This is a genomic window from Pseudomonas sp. Pmew2 (assembly GCF_058129885.1).
Map to the genome: position 1 here is coordinate 5639365 of NZ_CM176702.1, position 15915 is coordinate 5655279.

The window sequence follows — 15915 nt, forward strand, 5'->3', positions numbered from 1 at the left end:
GCTGCAAGCTTCAAGCTATCAGCTGCAAGCGAAAAGCGATCGAGGCCCGGCTTCGGGATCGATGGCGCGCTCGCTTGCAGCTTGAAGCTTACAACTTGAAGCTCCCCGGAGGAGCCTATGAGCTATGTGATCGACCGACGTCTCAACGGCAAGAACAAGAGCACGGTAAACCGGCAGCGGTTTCTGCGTCGTTACCGTGACCACATTAAAAAGGCAGTGGAGGAAGCGGTCAGCCGGCGCTCCATTACTGACATGGAACACGGCGAGCAGATCAGTATTCCCGGACGCGACATTGACGAACCGGTGTTGCATCACGGTCGTGGCGGCAAACAGACCGTTGTTCATCCAGGCAACAAGGAGTTCACCACAGGCGAGCACATCGCCCGCCCTCAAGGCGGCGGTGGCGGCAAAGGGCCTGGCAAGGCAGGCAACTCCGGCGAAGGCATGGATGAGTTCTCGTTTCAGATTACTCAGGAAGAGTTTCTCGAGTTCATGTTCGAAGACCTGGAGCTGCCGAACCTGGTCAAGCGCAACCTGACCGGTACCGACACCTTCAAGACCGTGCGCGCGGGTATCAGCAACGAAGGCAACCCTTCACGCATCAACATCATCCGTACCCTGCGCTCGGCGCATGCGCGACGCATTGCGCTGTCCGGCAGCAGTCGGGCAAAACTCAAAGAGGCAACTGTCGAGCTTGAGCGTATGAAGCGCGAAGAGCCCGACAACTTCGGCGATATTCAGGAACTGGAAGTAGAAATCGATCGACTGAAAGCACGTATTCGTCGCGTACCGTATCTCGATACGTTCGACCTCAAGTACAACCTGCTGGTCAAACAACCCAACCCCAGTTCCAAAGCGGTCATGTTTTGCCTGATGGACGTCTCCGGATCCATGACCCAGGCGACCAAAGACATCGCCAAGCGCTTCTTCATCCTGCTGTACCTGTTTCTCAAGCGTAATTACGACAAGATCGATGTTGTGTTCATTCGCCACCACACCAGCGCCCGGGAAGTGGACGAAGAAGAGTTTTTCTATTCCCGGGAAACCGGCGGCACCATCGTTTCCAGCGCATTGAAACTGATGCAGGAGATCATGGCCGAACGCTACCCAAGCAGCGACTGGAATATTTACGCGGCACAGGCCTCGGACGGAGACAACTGGAACGACGATTCGCCCATTTGCCGGGAAATCCTGACCAAACAGATCATGCCCTTCGTGCAGTACTACACGTACGTGGAGATCACGCCGCGTGAGCACCAGGCCTTGTGGTACGAATACGAGCGTATCGGTGAAGACTACGCCGACACGTTCGCCCAGCAGCAGCTGGTCTCTGCCGGTGATATCTATCCGGTATTCCGCGAACTCTTCCAGCGAAGGTTAGTGTCATGACCGCCAGAGAGCAGAAGCGCCAACCCCTTTCCACGGGGTCAGAGTGGACATTTGAACTGATCCGGGCCTACGACCGTGAGATCGGCAGAATTGCCGAGCGGTATGCTCTGGACACCTATCCCAACCAGATTGAGGTGATCACTGCCGAACAGATGATGGATGCCTACGCCTCGGTGGGCATGCCCCTGGGCTACCATCACTGGTCATACGGCAAACACTTCCTCAGCACTGAAAAATCCTATTCGCGTGGCCAGATGGGGCTGGCGTACGAGATTGTGATCAACTCGGACCCGTGCATTGCCTACCTGATGGAAGAAAACACCATCTGCATGCAGGCGCTGGTCGTTGCGCACGCCTGCTATGGCCACAACAGCTTCTTCAAGGGCAATTACCTGTTCCGCACCTGGACCGACGCCAGCTCGATCATTGATTATCTGGTGTTCGCCAAGCAGTACATCATGCAATGCGAGGAGCGGCATGGCATCGACGCCGTGGAAGATTTGCTCGACTCGTGCCACGCGTTGATGAACTACGGCGTGGACCGCTACAAGCGTCCGTATCCGATTTCCGCTGAAGAGGAACGGCGGCGTCAGAAGGATAGGGAAGAACATCTTCAGCGCCAGATCAACGATCTTTGGCGCACTATTCCGAAGAACGCCGAAAAAAACAGCAAAGAGGACAACGCACGCTTTCCTGCCGAGCCGCAGGAAAACATTCTCTATTTCATCGAGAAACACGCGCCGCTGCTGGAGCCCTGGCAGCGCGAAGTGGTGCGCATTGTGCGCAAGATCGCGCAGTACTTTTATCCACAGCGCCAGACCCAGGTGATGAACGAAGGCTGGGCAACGTTCTGGCATTACACGCTGATGAACGACCTGTACGACGAAGGACTGGTCACCGACGGCTTCATGATGGAGTTTCTGCAGTCGCACACCAGCGTGATTTTCCAGCCCGGTTTTGACAGCCCCTACTACAGCGGCATCAATCCCTACGCGCTGGGCTTTGCCATGTATCAGGACATACGCCGGATGTGCGAAAACCCTACCGATGAGGACCGGCAGTGGTTTCCGGAAATTGCCGGCACCGACTGGCTGACGGCGATCAAGTTTGCGATGACCAGCTTCAAGGACGAGAGCTTCATTCTCCAATACTTGTCGCCCAAGGTGATTCGCGACCTCAAGCTGTTCAGCATCATGGACGACGACCAGCAGGAAGACCTGCTGGTGCCTGCCATTCATGATGAAAACGGTTATCGGACCATTCGCGAGATCCTCGCTGCGCAATACAACCTGGGCAATCGGGAGCCCAACGTGCAGATCTACAGCATCGACCGCCGAGGCGATCGCTCGCTGACCCTGCGCCACCAACAGCACAACCGAAAACCGCTGGGCGATTCGACAGACGAGGTGCTCAAGCACCTGCACCGGCTGTGGGGCTTTGATATCCATCTCGAAACCCTGCAGGGCGATCAGGTGGTCAAGACCCATCACGTACCTCCAAAAGGCGAGCATGCCGACAGTGAGTATCCCCGGCTTGATATGGCGGTCGTCCATCTTTAGACGTTAGGGTAAAGGCTGTTTAAACGGCTGCTCATGCAGCTTTAGCCTCCGCAAGCACGGCACAAGGTTTATCCTGTCGCGCTTACGGAGGCTTTTTATGCAGATTTATAAAGTGGGCGGTGCTGTACGCGACCGCCTCTTGGGTCAACCTGTCACTGATATTGATTGGGTCGTGGTCGGCGCGAGCACTGAGGACATGCTGGTCAAGGGCTATCGCCCGGTCGGCACATACTTCCCGGTGTTTCTGCACCCGCTGACCAATGAGGAATACGCGCTGGCGCGCACCGAGCGCAAAAGCGGCGTGGGCTATGGAGGCTTTGTTTTTCATGCAAGCCCCGAGGTAACGCTTGAGCAGGACCTGATTCGGCGCGACCTGACGATCAATGCCATGGCCGAAGACAAGGACGGAAACCTGACCGACCCGTATAACGGTCAGAAAGACCTTGAAGCGCGAATATTGCGCCACGTTTCCCCCGCATTCGCCGAAGATCCGCTTAGGGTCTTGCGCGTGGCCCGGTTCGCAGCGCGCTACGCACGTTACGGTTTCACCATCGCACCCGAGACCTTGGGGCTGATGCGCCAGCTCAGTGAATCCGGCGAACTCAAGGCGCTGACCGCCGAGCGAAGCTGGAAGGAAATCTCACGCGCCCTCATGGAAGAGCAGCCTCAGGTGTTCATCCAGGTACTGCACGACTGCGGCGCGCTCAAGGAACTGATGCCTGAGGTCGAGGCATTGTTTGGTGTACCGCAGCCCGCTACGCATCATCCGGAAATTGACACCGGCGTACACGTCCTCAGCGTGCTAGAGCAATCTGCGATTCACAAACACCCGCTGACCGTACGCTGGGCCTGCCTGCTGCACGATCTGGGCAAAGGGCTGACGCCAGAAGCCGAATGGCCCAGGCACATTGCCCATGAACATACCGGCCTGCGCCTGATTAAAGCGGTCAACGAGCGTTTTCGGGTGCCCAGGGAATGTCAGGAACTGGCACTGCTGGTCGGCCAGTACCACACCCACGGCCATCGGGCGCTGGAACTGAAACCCTCGACTTTGCTGGAGCTGCTGCAAAGTGTCGACGTCTACCGCCGCCCGCAACGTTTTGAAGAGTTCATTGCGGCGTGCGAGATGGACGCGCGAGGACGTCACGGCTTCGAACAACGCAGTTATCCACAGGCTGATTACCTGCGCGGTGCAGCACAGGCCGCTCGAACGGTGTCAGTACAGCCGCTGCTGGAGAAGGGCTTCAAGGGCAAGGAACTGGGCGACGCGCTAAAGAACGAACGGCTCAAGGCGCTGAAAATCTATAAGGCGGAGCACGTCGCCTGACTCTAACTGACTACTATCGCTCCCACGCACCAGCGTGGGAGCGCAGCCCTGGACGCTCTGCGTCCGATCTTCAGCACCCGAGAAACACGAACCCACTCAGCTACGCAGCAGACTCTCAGGCGTAAGGCCCACGCCGCGCCATTCAAAAGCCACAGGCCAGAGCTGCTGATCGATCTGCGCGTCAGCCCAGAGCTTGCTGAATGCAATCCCCACACCCGGATGCAGACGCTCAGGGGCAATCAATGCCAATGGGCACAGCACAAAGGCATTCTTCAGAATTTCCGCTCTCGGCAAAATCAGCCCGTCAAAATTGCCGACCTGCTCGCCATACAACAGCACATCGATATCCAGCGGCAGCCCTTTGCGATCCGGGGCATAGCGGCCATTGTCGGCCTCGATGAATTTCAGGCGGCGATCAAGCTCCATCAACGGCAGATCGGTCAACGCCGACACCACCAGATTGAAGAATGGCCCGCTCTTGATACCCACCGCATGGCTTTCAAAAACCGGCGAGCAACTGAGGTCAGTCAGAAAGCCATCCAGCGCATCCAGCCCGGCATGCAGGTGACGTTCGCGCTCGATATTGCTCCCCAGGCCGAGGAAAATCCGCGTCAGCGACATCCGCGCTCGATCTCCACACCCACACCGGCAGCGGCCGCTACGGCACCCGGCTTGGTCAGTTTCAGACGCAGCCAGGGAATATTGAATTCGCTCATCAGCACTTCAGCCAGCCGCTCAGCGAAGGTCTCTACCAACTGAAACTGAGCCTGCTCGGCGAAAGCCTGAATACGTGTCGAAACACTGGCGTAGTCGAGGGCCTTGCTCAGGTCGTCGCCTGCCGCTGCAGGGCGATTGTCCCAGGCGAAGCTGAGGTCCAGACGCAGGCACTGGCGAATGCCGCGCTCCCAGTCATAGGCGCCGATGACTGTATCAACCTCAAGGCCCTCGATGAAAACTCTGTCCAAGCACTACTCTCCACTGCACGACAAGGGCGCGATGCGCCGTTAGAATCAGGGCATCCTCGCCCGGAATGGTTAGCATGTTTTGGTTACTGGCCACCTTCGCCTACCTGCTTGGCTCGCTGTCCTTCGCCATTCTGCTCAGCCGCCTGAGCGGCAGGCCAGACCCGCGCGCCAGTGGCTCGGGCAATGCCGGTGCTACCAACATGCTGCGTCTGGCCGGAAAAAAACTGGCCATCCTGACCCTGCTTGGCGACCTCTGCAAAGGCCTGCTGCCAATCCTGATCGCCAGCGCCTGGAACCTGAACATCGCGCAACAGGGCTGGATCGGCGTCTGCGCAGTGCTGGGCCACCTGTTCCCAGTGTACTTTCGCTTCCGTGGTGGCAAAGGTGTCGCGACAGCCGCCGGCGTGCTGCTGGGGCTGTACCCGCCCGCAGCCGCCCTGGCCATAGCGGCCTGGCTGCTGACGCTTTACCTGACGCGTACCAGCTCGCTCGCCGCCCTGATTGCCACACCGCTGACCCTGCCATTACTGGCATGGCAAGAACCTCATGCGCTGTTGCCGATGAGCGTATTGACGCTGCTCATCGTCTGGCGCCATCGCGGCAATCTACGCGACCTGCTCGCCGGGCGCGAACGACATTTCTGAAGGGCAACCTGAAATCATCGCACCCTCGCCTGTCATCACAGCCCCGGCAACTGCTCCATGGGCCAACGCGCCTGCACGCTGATGCTCAAATCTTCCTTCTGCCCTGCCTGCAAACGCTGACAGCCCGCAAAGGCGATCATTGCGCCGTTATCGGTACAGAACTCGGGCCTTGCGTAGTAAACATTACCGCGCAAGTCGCCGAGCATGCTTTCCAGCGAAGCCCGCAGCGCCTTATTCGCGCTGACGCCGCCCGCAATGACCAGACTCTTGAGGCCGGTCTGTTTGAGCGCACGCTTGCACTTGATGGTCAAAGTCTCCACTACCGCCTGCTGGAACGCCAGAGCGATGTCGCAGCGGGTTTGCTCGCTGTCGTCTCCAGCGCCCTGACATTGCTGCCAGGTATTGAGCGCAGAAGTTTTCAACCCGCTGAAACTGAATTCCAGCCCGGGACGATCAGTCATCGGCCGGGGAAAGACAAAGCGCCCCGCCACACCCTGCATCGCCGCTTTGGAAATCTCCGGGCCGCCTGGGTACTGCATGCCCATCATTTTGGCGGTCTTGTCGAACGCCTCGCCTGCTGCATCGTCCAGCGTCTCGCCCAGCAGTTCGTACTGACCGATGCCATCGACGCGTACCAGTTGCGTGTGCCCACCGGACACCAGCAACGCGACGAACGGGAACTGCGGCGGGTTTTCTTCCAGCATCGGGGCCAGCAAATGGCCTTCCATGTGGTGAACGCCCAACGCCGGGATATCCCAGGCGAATGCCAGCGCCTGAGCGCACGAGGCGCCGACCAGCAATGCACCTACCAGACCCGGTCCGGCCGTGTAGGCAATGGCGTCGATGTCAGTGGCCACGCAGTCCGCCTCGGCCAGTGTCTGGCGAATCAGCGGCAGCATGCGCTTGACGTGATCGCGCGAAGCCAGCTCCGGCACTACACCGCCATAGGCACGATGCAGGTCGATCTGGCTGAATAATGCGTCCGCGAGCAAACCGCGTTCGCTGTCGTACAACGCGACACCGGTTTCGTCGCAGGAGGTTTCTAATCCCAGTACTAGCATGGGGTTGCGCCTTGTAGGGGGCAGATTTGAAGGCGCGCATAATAGTCGTCGACCGAGGTGCCGACCAGCGGTTTTCGATCAGAGGCTTTGCATTCCTCTCAATGAGGGGTTAACATCCGCACCCCTTAAAAACCGACGTACTTTTGTGCAGTGTTTGCACTAAGCGTTGACCCCGGTAATGAATGAAGGTAGCTCTGGATGCCAGCCGTCAAAGTTAAAGAGAACGAACCCTTCGACGTAGCTCTGCGTCGTTTCAAGCGCTCCTGCGAAAAAGCCGGTGTTCTGGCTGAAGTTCGTAGCCGCGAATTTTACGAGAAGCCGACTTCGGAGCGTAAGCGCAAGGCAGCAGCTGCTGTCAAACGCCACGCCAAGAAAGTCCAGCGCGAACAGCGCCGCGCCGTTCGTCTGTATTAATTTACAGACCTTCGTCGCAAGCTTCTGCCGACAGCCCGGCCAACCAGCCGGGCTGTCGGCAGTTCCAGCTTCGCTTTTTTGCGTTAACTGGATTGCGCGTTAGCTAGATTGATTGAGCCCGTCCAGGCCGCCGATGCGACTCAGACATTCAATCAAGCACGTCCAGCCTGTTCACAGGCTACATCGGCCATGCCCACTCGGGCAGCAGACCGGTCGATGATAAGACGAGTATGCCTTGATGACTTCGCAAGAAGCTCAGCCAAGGCAGCGTCTTCCGTGCACCCAGGCTATGTATCCGGGTTTTGTCACCCTCAGGTGGACACCCAGCGTGAAGCCTTATGACCTGCCCGCAGGCTCAAGTTTATTCCCCTTTCAGGCCCACACCGCCCATCGGATGCAAAGACGTGCCCGTTGATTGCCCACGTCTTCAAAAAGACGGCTGACAGGCTGACGGAACGCTCGTAGAGTCTCCCGATACTTTTGCACCACGCTTGAATGATGAGAACGCCATGGCCGGGCTGATTCCCCAGAGCTTTATCGACGACCTTCTGAACCGCACCGACATTGTCGATGTAGTCAGTTCGCGCGTGCAGCTCAAGAAAGCCGGGAAAAACTACACAGCCTGCTGCCCGTTCCACAAAGAGAAAACACCCTCTTTCAGCGTCAGCCCGGACAAACAGTTCTATTACTGCTTCGGTTGCGGCGCTGGCGGCAACGCGCTCGGCTTCATCATGGATCACGACAATCTGGATTTCCCCCAGGCTGTCGAAGACCTCGCCAAAGCAGCAGGCATGGAAGTGCCTCGCGAACAGGGCATAAAAGGCCAGAAGCCCCGCCAGCCAACCGATTCCCCGCTCTACCCGCTGCTGACCGCCGCCGCCGAGTTCTATCGCCAGGCGCTGAAAAGCCATCCATCGCGCAAGGCAGCGGTGGATTACCTCAAAGGCCGCGGGCTGTCCGGTGAAATCGCCAGAGACTTTGGTCTGGGCTTTGCTCCGCCAGGCTGGGACAACCTGTACAAGCACCTGAGCAGCGACTCACTGCAGCAAAAGGTCATGATCGATGCCGGTCTGCTGATCGAGAACGCCGAAACCGGCAAACGCTATGATCGCTTCCGTGACCGGGTGATGTTTCCGATACGCGACTCGCGCGGACGCGTCATCGCCTTTGGCGGGCGCGTGCTGGGTGATGACAAGCCCAAGTACCTGAACTCGCCGGAAACACCGGTTTTCCACAAGGGCCAGGAGCTGTACGGGCTGTTCGAAGCCCGCAAATTCAATCGCAACCTCGACGAAATCATCGTCGTTGAAGGCTACATGGACGTCATCGCCCTGGCGCAGCAAGGTTTGCGCAATGCCGTGGCCACGCTGGGTACCGCGACCAGCGAAGAGCATTTGAAACGACTGTTCCGGGTCGTGCCCAACGTGCTGTTCTGCTTCGACGGCGATCAGGCCGGGCGCAATGCCGCGTGGCGGGCACTGGAAGCCACCCTGTCGAACCTGCAGGACGGGCGTCGGGCGCGCTTTTTGTTTCTTCCCGAGGGCGAAGACCCGGACACGCTGGTGCGCTCCGAAGGCACCGACGCGTTCAAGGCACGCATCAATCAGCACGCCCAGCCACTGGCCGATTATTTTTTCGAGCAACTGACCAAAGAGTCTGACCCACGCTCGCTGGAGGGCAAGGCGCACATGGCCACCCTCGCGGCGCCACTCATCGATAAAGTGCCTGGGGCGAACCTGCGCATTCTGATGCGCCAACGCCTGACCGAAATTACCGGGCTTACCGGCGAGGCCGTCAGTCAGTTGGTACAGAGCGCGCCGGTGGATGCGCCACCGAGCTACGACCCCTATGTCGATTACGACGCCATGCCTGACTTTGCCGATTACCAGCCTCAAGGCGGTTATGAGCCACAGCAGGAATGGACGCCAAAGAAAACCGGCGGTCAGAATCAAAAAAAATGGGACAACAAATCCTGGGGCAAAAAAGGTAAGCGTCAGGACTTCGAACCTCGAACGCCGCGTGTACCGACCGCTGTCGAGCCACCCATGCAGGCCGCACTGAGAACCTTGCTGCATCACCCTGAACTGGCCGAAAAGGTCGAAAATGCCAGCCATTTCGCTGCAGAAGACCAATCTAACGCGCAACTGCTGGTCGCCCTTATCGAAGCCAGGCAAAAGAATCCCAACCTGCGGTCGTTACAGTTGATAGCGAGGTGGCACGGGACTGAACAGGGCCGTTTGCTGCGCGCTCTGGCAGAAAAGGAATGGCTGATTGAGGCCGACAACCTTGAACAACAGTTTTTCGACACTATAACTAGCTTATCCGCTCGCCAACGCGAGCGCAGTCTGGAACATCTGATCAGCAAGGCCCGTCAAACCGAGTTGAGCGCAGAAGAGAAAATTCAGCTTAGGGAACTGCTAAATCGCAATGTTCCCGCACAAACCCCGACCTCAACTGGCGCGTGAGGTCATAGCTCGGGTATAATCCTCGGCTTGTTTTTTGCCCGCCAAGACCTTCAGTGGATAGGGTGTTATGTCCGGAAAAGCGCAACAGCAATCTCGTATCAAAGAGTTGATCACCCTGGGTCGTGAGCAGAAGTATCTGACTTACGCAGAGGTCAACGACCACTTGCCTGAGGATATTTCAGATCCCGAGCAGGTGGAAGACATCATCCGCATGATCAACGACATGGGGATCCCGGTACACGAGAGTGCTCCGGATGCGGACGCCTTGATGCTGGCCGACGCCGATACCGACGAGGCAGCCGCAGAAGAAGCGGCTGCAGCGTTGGCAGCGGTCGAGACCGACATCGGGCGTACCACCGATCCCGTTCGTATGTACATGCGTGAAATGGGTACCGTTGAACTTCTGACCCGTGAAGGCGAAATCGAAATCGCCAAACGTATCGAAGAAGGCATCCGTGAAGTGATGGGCGCAATTGCGCACTTCCCTGGCACGGTTGACCATATTCTTTCCGAATACACACGTGTCACCAGTGAAGGCGGTCGCCTCTCCGATGTTCTGAGCGGCTATATCGACCCGGACGACGGCATTGCGCCGCCTGCCGAAGTACCTCCGCCTGTCGATCCCAAAGCCGTCAAGGCCGAAGGCACCGATGACGACGAGGAAGAATCGGCAGACGCCAGCGACGACGAAGACGAAGTCGAAAGCGGTCCCGATCCGGTCATCGCCCAGCAGCGCTTCGGTGCGGTTTCCGATCAAATGGAAATCACCCGCAAGGCGCTGAAGAAATTCGGTCGCGACGACAAGCATGCCATTGCCGAAATGGTTGCACTTGCCGAACTGTTCATGCCGATCAAACTGGTTCCAAAGCAGTTTGAAGGTCTGGTAGAGCGTGTGCGGGGTGCCCTTGAGCGTCTTCGTGCTCAGGAACGCGCCATCATGCAGCTTTGTGTACGTGATGCACGTATGCCGCGCGCCGACTTCCTTCGCCAGTTCCCGGGCAACGAAGTTGACGAAAGCTGGACTGACGCACTGGCCAAGGGCAAGAGCAAATACGCCGAAGCCATTGGTCGTCTGCAGCCTGACATCCAGCGTTGCCAGCAGAAGCTGTCGGCATTGGAAGAAGAAACCGGCCTGAAAATAGCCGAGATCAAGGACATCAACCGTCGCATGTCGATCGGTGAGGCCAAGGCCCGCCGCGCGAAGAAAGAGATGGTTGAAGCGAACTTGCGTCTGGTTATCTCCATCGCCAAGAAGTACACCAACCGTGGTCTGCAATTCCTCGATCTGATCCAGGAAGGCAACATCGGCTTGATGAAGGCTGTGGACAAGTTCGAATACCGTCGTGGCTACAAATTCTCGACCTATGCCACCTGGTGGATCCGTCAGGCGATCACTCGCTCGATTGCCGACCAGGCCCGCACCATCCGTATTCCGGTGCACATGATCGAGACGATCAACAAGCTCAACCGTATTTCCCGGCAGATGCTGCAGGAAATGGGTCGCGAACCGACCCCGGAAGAGTTGGGCGAACGCATGGAAATGCCTGAGGATAAAATCCGCAAGGTATTGAAGATCGCAAAAGAGCCGATCTCCATGGAAACCCCGATCGGAGACGACGAAGATTCGCATCTGGGTGACTTCATCGAAGACTCGACCATGCAGTCGCCAATCGATGTCGCCACTGTTGAAAGCCTGAAAGAAGCGACACGCGAAGTGCTGTCGGGCCTTACCGCCCGTGAAGCAAAAGTTCTGCGCATGCGTTTCGGCATCGACATGAATACCGATCACACGCTTGAAGAGGTCGGTAAGCAGTTTGACGTTACCCGCGAGCGGATTCGTCAGATAGAAGCCAAGGCACTGCGCAAGCTGCGTCACCCGACAAGAAGCGAGCACCTGCGCTCGTTCCTCGACGAGTAATCGTACCAGCGAGTCAACAAAACCCCCGGCCTGCCGGGGGTTTTGCGTTTCCGGGAAAAAGAAATCCGGATTTGCAGGTCCAGTCGTCAATTGATCAAATCAAACAGAGGTCAGACGTCGGTCTAATTGCAGGCCATGGCGAATTGACCTACAACTATGTATCACACAGGACACAAGCGCTTGCCAGTCGAGCCTTGGCCAGTGATTGTTACAAATTCACGCCACAACAATATCAGCGATAGTCAGACACGGACGTAAGCCGCATATGCGTGAAGTAATAATCGACACCAGTGACCGGGAAGCGTCGTGCCTGTCCGAGGGAAAATTCGCCTCGGTCTTCGCTCAGTGCCCGGATGCCATGATTATCGCAAGCCTTGCCGACGGGCATATCATGGATGCCAACGCGGCATTCGTTGAACGGACCGGCCTCACCCTTGACGAAGTGATTGGGAAAACGCCCACCCAACTGGATTTGTGGGCAGTGCCAGGTATAGGCCCAAAAGTTTTGCAGCAACTGCAGACAGGCAACATTCATAACCTGGAGATCCCCTTTCGGCGCAAGAACGGCGAAACCTTTTCCGGGCTCATGTCCGCCCAGCCTTTCGACCAGAGCTCGACGCAAGCCGTACTGTGATAGTGCGTGATATCACCCAGCGCAAGCAGGCCCAGCAGCAACTTCAACTTTCCGAAGAAAAATTCGCCAAGGCGTTTCATGCCTCGCCTGACGGGCTGGCTATCACCCGCCAACAGGACGGAATGCTTTTAGAGGTGAACGAAGGTTTCTGCCGCATCACGGGGTATAGCGAAGCGTACTGCCTTGAACACTCGACATTCGACCTGGGTGTCTGGGTGGATCTGGGCGACCGCTCCAGGCTCATTGAGCAACTGAAGCGGCACGGCTCCGTCCGGGACTTCAGGGCCCGGCTTCGTAATGTTGATGGCAGTATCAGACTGTGCGAACTGTCCTCGCACCCGATCGTCATCGCAGGCGACGACTGCCTGCTGACGATTGCACGGGATATAACCGAAAGCAGACAAATGCAGGAAAAACTGCACTTGGCTGCAACGGTGTTCGAGAGCACAGCCGAGGGCGTGCTCATTACCGACACCAACCAGCGCATCAATGCCGTCAACCGTGCCTTCACTGAGATTACCGGCTACATCGAGAGCGAAGCCATCGGCCAGACACCTCGCCTGCTCGCCTCAGGCCAGCATGACAGCGCGTTCTATGCCTCAATGTGGCATCAACTTGCAGCCGATGGCCACTGGCAGGGCGAGATCAGCAACCGACGCAAGAACGGCGAGCTCTACCCAAGCTGGCTGACGATCAATGCAGTGCGCAACAAAGCCAACCTCACCACCCATTTCGTCGCCGTTTTCGCTGACATCTCCAGCCTCAAACACGCCCAGGCGCGTCTCGACTACCAGGCCCACCACGACCCGCTCACCGGCCTGCCCAACCGAACCCTGTTCGAGAGTCGCCTTCAATCGGCATTACTGCACAGCGAAGAATCCGGCAGCCTTGGCGCAGTGCTGTTCCTCGATCTGGACCGCTTCAAACACATCAACGACAGCCTGGGCCATCCGGTCGGCGATCTGCTGCTCAAGGGCATCGCACACCGGCTCAAGGAGACCCTGCGCGATGTCGACACGGTCGCGCGCCTTGGTGGTGACGAGTTCATCGTTCTGTTACCTGGCCTGCTGCAGCCCAGCGACGCACAAGCCATCGCCAACAAACTGCTGGCCTGCTTCAACACGCCTTTTGAAGCTGGCGAACATGAGCTCTACATCAGCCCGAGCATTGGCAGCTGTGTTTTCCCGACTGACGGCACCGACGTAGCAACACTGGTCAAAAACGCAGACGCCGCCATGTACCGCTCCAAGGCCAAGGGCCGCAATCGGGTCGAAAGCTACACCTGCGACCTGACCACACAGGCCAGCGAGCGTATTGCCCTTGAACAGGAATTGAGAAGAGCGCTGGACCGCAATCAGCTGTCCCTGGCCTACCAGCCCAAAATCAGCCTTCTGACTCACACGCTGATAGGCGCAGAAGCGCTGATCCGCTGGAACCACCCGACCTTCGGCGACGTGCCACCCGAACATTTCATACCGCTGGCCGAAGAAAACGGCATGATCCTGCAAATCGGCGAATGGGTGCTGGAGCAGGCCTGCCAACAAATGGGCAAATGGCGCAAAACCTGTCAGCCGTTCGGCCCAGTGTCAGTCAACCTTGCAGGCGCTCAACTGCGCCAGACGAACCTTGTCGAACAACTACTGGCCGACAACGGCCTGGAGCCAGGCTGCCTGCAACTGGAAATCACCGAAAACTTCATCATGAGCCAGACCCAGGAAGCGCTGGCAGTGCTGCACAAACTGAAGAAACTCGGTGTGCAACTGGCCATCGACGACTTCGGTACCGGCTACTCCTCCCTGAGCTACCTCAAACGCCTGCCCTTGGACATCCTCAAAATCGACCAGTCCTTCGTTCGCGGCCTACCCGAAGACACCCACGACGCCGCCATCGTCCGCGCCATCATCGCCCTTGGGCGCAGCATGCAACTGACCGTTATAGCCGAAGGCGTGGAGAACAGTGAACAGCAGCAATTCCTGACCCGCGAGGGCTGCGAACAGATCCAGGGCTACATCATCAGCCTGCCCCTTCAACCCGAAGAATTCAGCGCGAGATTTCTTCTTATGAATCTTTCGGACGTTTCGGATAGCACAGCCGCGAAACCGCCGTTATAATCCGCGGCCTACTGAGGGCCCATAGCTCAGTTGGTTAGAGCAGAGGACTCATAATCCTTTGGTCCACGGTTCGAGTCCGTGTGGGCCCACCATACTCAAAGCCGCGCATTGCGCGGCTTTCGCGTTTCTGGGTGGTTCTCCACTAATACAGTCCTATGGTCCAAAGGTACAAAATCGGTACAGTACTGGTGCGCCAGTACACCTTTGGAGTCCTTTCAGATGGCAACATTAGTCAAAACTCCTTCCGGCACCTGGAAGGCTTTGATCCGCAAAACTGGCTGGCCAACTGTGGCTAAAACCTTCCGCACCAAACGCGATGCGGAGGACTGGTCACGTCGCACCGAAGACGAAATGGTCAGAGGTGTGTATATCCAGCGTAGCGGCTCCGAGCGCATGACGTTGGAGGCAGCCCTCAAGCGATACTTGAGTGACATCACCCCCACCAAGAAGCCCACCACCCAGCGTGGCGAAACCTCGAAGGCCAAGAAGCTCATCGAGCATCTGGGCAAATATTCATTGGCCGCCCTATCCGCTGAAATCATCGCAGGGTATCGCGACAAGCGCCTGAATGAAAAAGGGCGCGCTGGTACTACCAGCAACAACACTGTTCGCCTGGAGCTGGCTTTACTGAGCCATCTATTCACCGTTGCAATTCAAGAGTGGGGGCTGGGCCTCGCATTCAATCCGGTCCTGAACATCCGCAAGCCGAGCCCGGGAGAAGGCCGGAATCGTCGGCTATCACATGACGAGGAGCGCCGGTTACTGATCGCCATGAATAAGCACAGCAACCCCATGCTCGGCTGGATCGTTGGTATCGCTCTAGAGACAGGTATGCGGTCTGCAGAGATCAGTTCGCTACGTAAATCCCAAGTTGATCTGGAGCGTCGTATCGTGAAGCTTGTGGATACGAAGAACGACGCACAACGCACTGTGCCTTTGAGCAAGCGAGCGACAGCACTCTTCCAATCGGCCATGGAAAATCCAGCTCGACCGAGTGAATGCAATCTGGTGTTCTTCGGTGAACCCGGCAAGGATACAAAGCGTCGCCCTTATGCCTTTACCAAAACGTGGAGGTTGCTCGTTAAAAAGCTTGAGTTGCCAGACTTCAGATTTCACGACCTAAGGCACGAGGCCGTGAGCCGCCTCGTTGAAGGAGGCCTCTCTGACCAAGAGGTTTCCAGTATTAGCGGCCACAAATCAATGCAGATGTTGAAACGATACACGCACCTACGGTCAGAGGACTTGGTGGAAAAACTGGACGCTATGGCTATTAGGAAAAAAAATTTAGCGACTAAAAAGCGCGTCGCGTCCATTTAACCTTCTTAGTTAATTCCAAAGCAACGTTTAGCTAAAGTTATAAATATTAATATCAAGTGGTAAATAAATTTCTCTAGAACTAACAAAATCCCCCTTGGGGTTTCCGAATTT

General features: G+C 57.3%; 11 protein-coding genes, 1 tRNA gene and 1 pseudogene. 10 read left to right on the plus strand and 3 right to left on the minus strand.

Translation table 11 applies throughout. From position 1 onward, the window contains the following. Positions 1-117: 117 nt before the first annotated feature. The 3 genes from AC4ANK_RS26095 to AC4ANK_RS26105 all read left to right on the plus strand — a co-directional run bounded on the left by AC4ANK_RS26095 (position 118) and on the right by AC4ANK_RS26105 (position 4275). Positions 118-1389: a YeaH/YhbH family protein gene (locus AC4ANK_RS26095; RefSeq protein ID WP_002551884.1), complete on the plus strand. Its 1272-nt coding sequence runs from the start codon at positions 118-120 to the stop codon at positions 1387-1389. After that, a complete protein-coding gene (locus AC4ANK_RS26100; RefSeq protein WP_002551883.1) occupies positions 1386-2948 on the plus strand; it encodes a SpoVR family protein in 1563 nt (520 codons plus the stop codon). Before AC4ANK_RS26095 ends, AC4ANK_RS26100 begins: the two co-directional genes overlap by 4 nt. A 97-nt stretch (positions 2949-3045) precedes the next feature. Then, positions 3046-4275 (plus strand): multifunctional CCA addition/repair protein, encoded by a 1230-nt coding sequence (locus tag AC4ANK_RS26105; RefSeq protein ID WP_002551882.1) that lies wholly within the window; start codon positions 3046-3048, stop codon positions 4273-4275. A gap of 96 nt (positions 4276-4371) precedes the next feature. Here AC4ANK_RS26105 and folK read toward each other — a convergent pair whose 3' ends face one another. Further along, on the minus strand, positions 4372-4896 hold the full coding sequence (folK, locus tag AC4ANK_RS26110; RefSeq protein ID WP_002551881.1) for a 2-amino-4-hydroxy-6-hydroxymethyldihydropteridine diphosphokinase: 525 nt from the start codon (positions 4894-4896) through the stop codon (positions 4372-4374). Continuing rightward, entirely contained in the window at positions 4887-5240 is a 354-nt protein-coding gene (folB, locus tag AC4ANK_RS26115; protein WP_002551880.1) for a dihydroneopterin aldolase, read from the minus strand. Before folB ends, folK begins: the two co-directional genes overlap by 10 nt. Before the next feature lie 74 nt (positions 5241-5314). Between folB and plsY the strand changes: the two genes are divergently transcribed. Then, positions 5315-5884: a glycerol-3-phosphate 1-O-acyltransferase PlsY gene (gene plsY, locus AC4ANK_RS26120; RefSeq protein ID WP_004660108.1), complete on the plus strand. Its 570-nt coding sequence runs from the start codon at positions 5315-5317 to the stop codon at positions 5882-5884. 35 nt (positions 5885-5919) lie between these two features. On the opposite strand, the gene tsaD is transcribed toward plsY, so the two are convergent. Next, entirely contained in the window at positions 5920-6945 is a 1026-nt protein-coding gene (tsaD, locus tag AC4ANK_RS26125) for a tRNA (adenosine(37)-N6)-threonylcarbamoyltransferase complex transferase subunit TsaD (protein ID WP_002551878.1), read from the minus strand. 198 nt (positions 6946-7143) lie between these two features. Here tsaD and rpsU point away from each other — a divergent pair, with 198 nt between their 5' ends. The 6 genes and pseudogenes from rpsU (at position 7144) to AC4ANK_RS26155 (ending at position 15804) form a co-directional block, all read left to right on the plus strand. After that, complete coding sequence (gene rpsU, locus AC4ANK_RS26130) at positions 7144-7359, plus strand: 30S ribosomal protein S21 (protein ID WP_002551877.1); 216 nt, start codon at positions 7144-7146, stop codon at positions 7357-7359. Positions 7360-7868: 509 nt separating this feature from the next. After that, a complete protein-coding gene (gene dnaG, locus AC4ANK_RS26135; RefSeq protein WP_031597121.1) occupies positions 7869-9824 on the plus strand; it encodes a DNA primase in 1956 nt (651 codons plus the stop codon). Positions 9825-9891: 67 nt separating this feature from the next. Further along, positions 9892-11742 (plus strand): RNA polymerase sigma factor RpoD, encoded by a 1851-nt coding sequence (rpoD, locus tag AC4ANK_RS26140; RefSeq protein ID WP_002551876.1) that lies wholly within the window; start codon positions 9892-9894, stop codon positions 11740-11742. A 277-nt stretch (positions 11743-12019) separates the two neighbouring features. Further along, positions 12020-14487, plus strand: a pseudogene (locus AC4ANK_RS26145) (EAL domain-containing protein). A gap of 15 nt (positions 14488-14502) precedes the next feature. Further along, positions 14503-14579 (plus strand) — tRNA-Ile (locus AC4ANK_RS26150). A 127-nt stretch (positions 14580-14706) separates the two neighbouring features. Next, positions 14707-15804, plus strand: a complete 1098-nt coding sequence (locus tag AC4ANK_RS26155; protein ID WP_050512918.1) for an integrase — start codon at positions 14707-14709, stop codon at positions 15802-15804. Positions 15805-15915 lie beyond the last annotated feature (111 nt).

Bases quoted from the DNA above. Each gene is read 5' to 3' on its own strand.
- AC4ANK_RS26095 (WP_002551884.1), top strand. From the start codon at position 118: ATGAGCTATGTGATCGACCGACGTCTCAACGGCAAGAACAAGAGCACG.
- AC4ANK_RS26100 (WP_002551883.1), top strand. From the start codon at position 1,386: ATGACCGCCAGAGAGCAGAAGCGCCAACCCCTTTCCACGGGGTCAGAG.
- AC4ANK_RS26105 (WP_002551882.1), top strand. From the start codon at position 3,046: ATGCAGATTTATAAAGTGGGCGGTGCTGTACGCGACCGCCTCTTGGGT.
- folK (WP_002551881.1), bottom strand. From the start codon at position 4,896: ATGTCGCTGACGCGGATTTTCCTCGGCCTGGGGAGCAATATCGAGCGC.
- plsY (WP_004660108.1), top strand. From the start codon at position 5,315: ATGTTTTGGTTACTGGCCACCTTCGCCTACCTGCTTGGCTCGCTGTCC.
- tsaD (WP_002551878.1), bottom strand. From the start codon at position 6,945: ATGCTAGTACTGGGATTAGAAACCTCCTGCGACGAAACCGGTGTCGCG.
- rpsU (WP_002551877.1), top strand. From the start codon at position 7,144: ATGCCAGCCGTCAAAGTTAAAGAGAACGAACCCTTCGACGTAGCTCTG.
- dnaG (WP_031597121.1), top strand. From the start codon at position 7,869: ATGGCCGGGCTGATTCCCCAGAGCTTTATCGACGACCTTCTGAACCGC.
- rpoD (WP_002551876.1), top strand. From the start codon at position 9,892: ATGTCCGGAAAAGCGCAACAGCAATCTCGTATCAAAGAGTTGATCACC.
- AC4ANK_RS26155 (WP_050512918.1), top strand. From the start codon at position 14,707: ATGGCAACATTAGTCAAAACTCCTTCCGGCACCTGGAAGGCTTTGATC.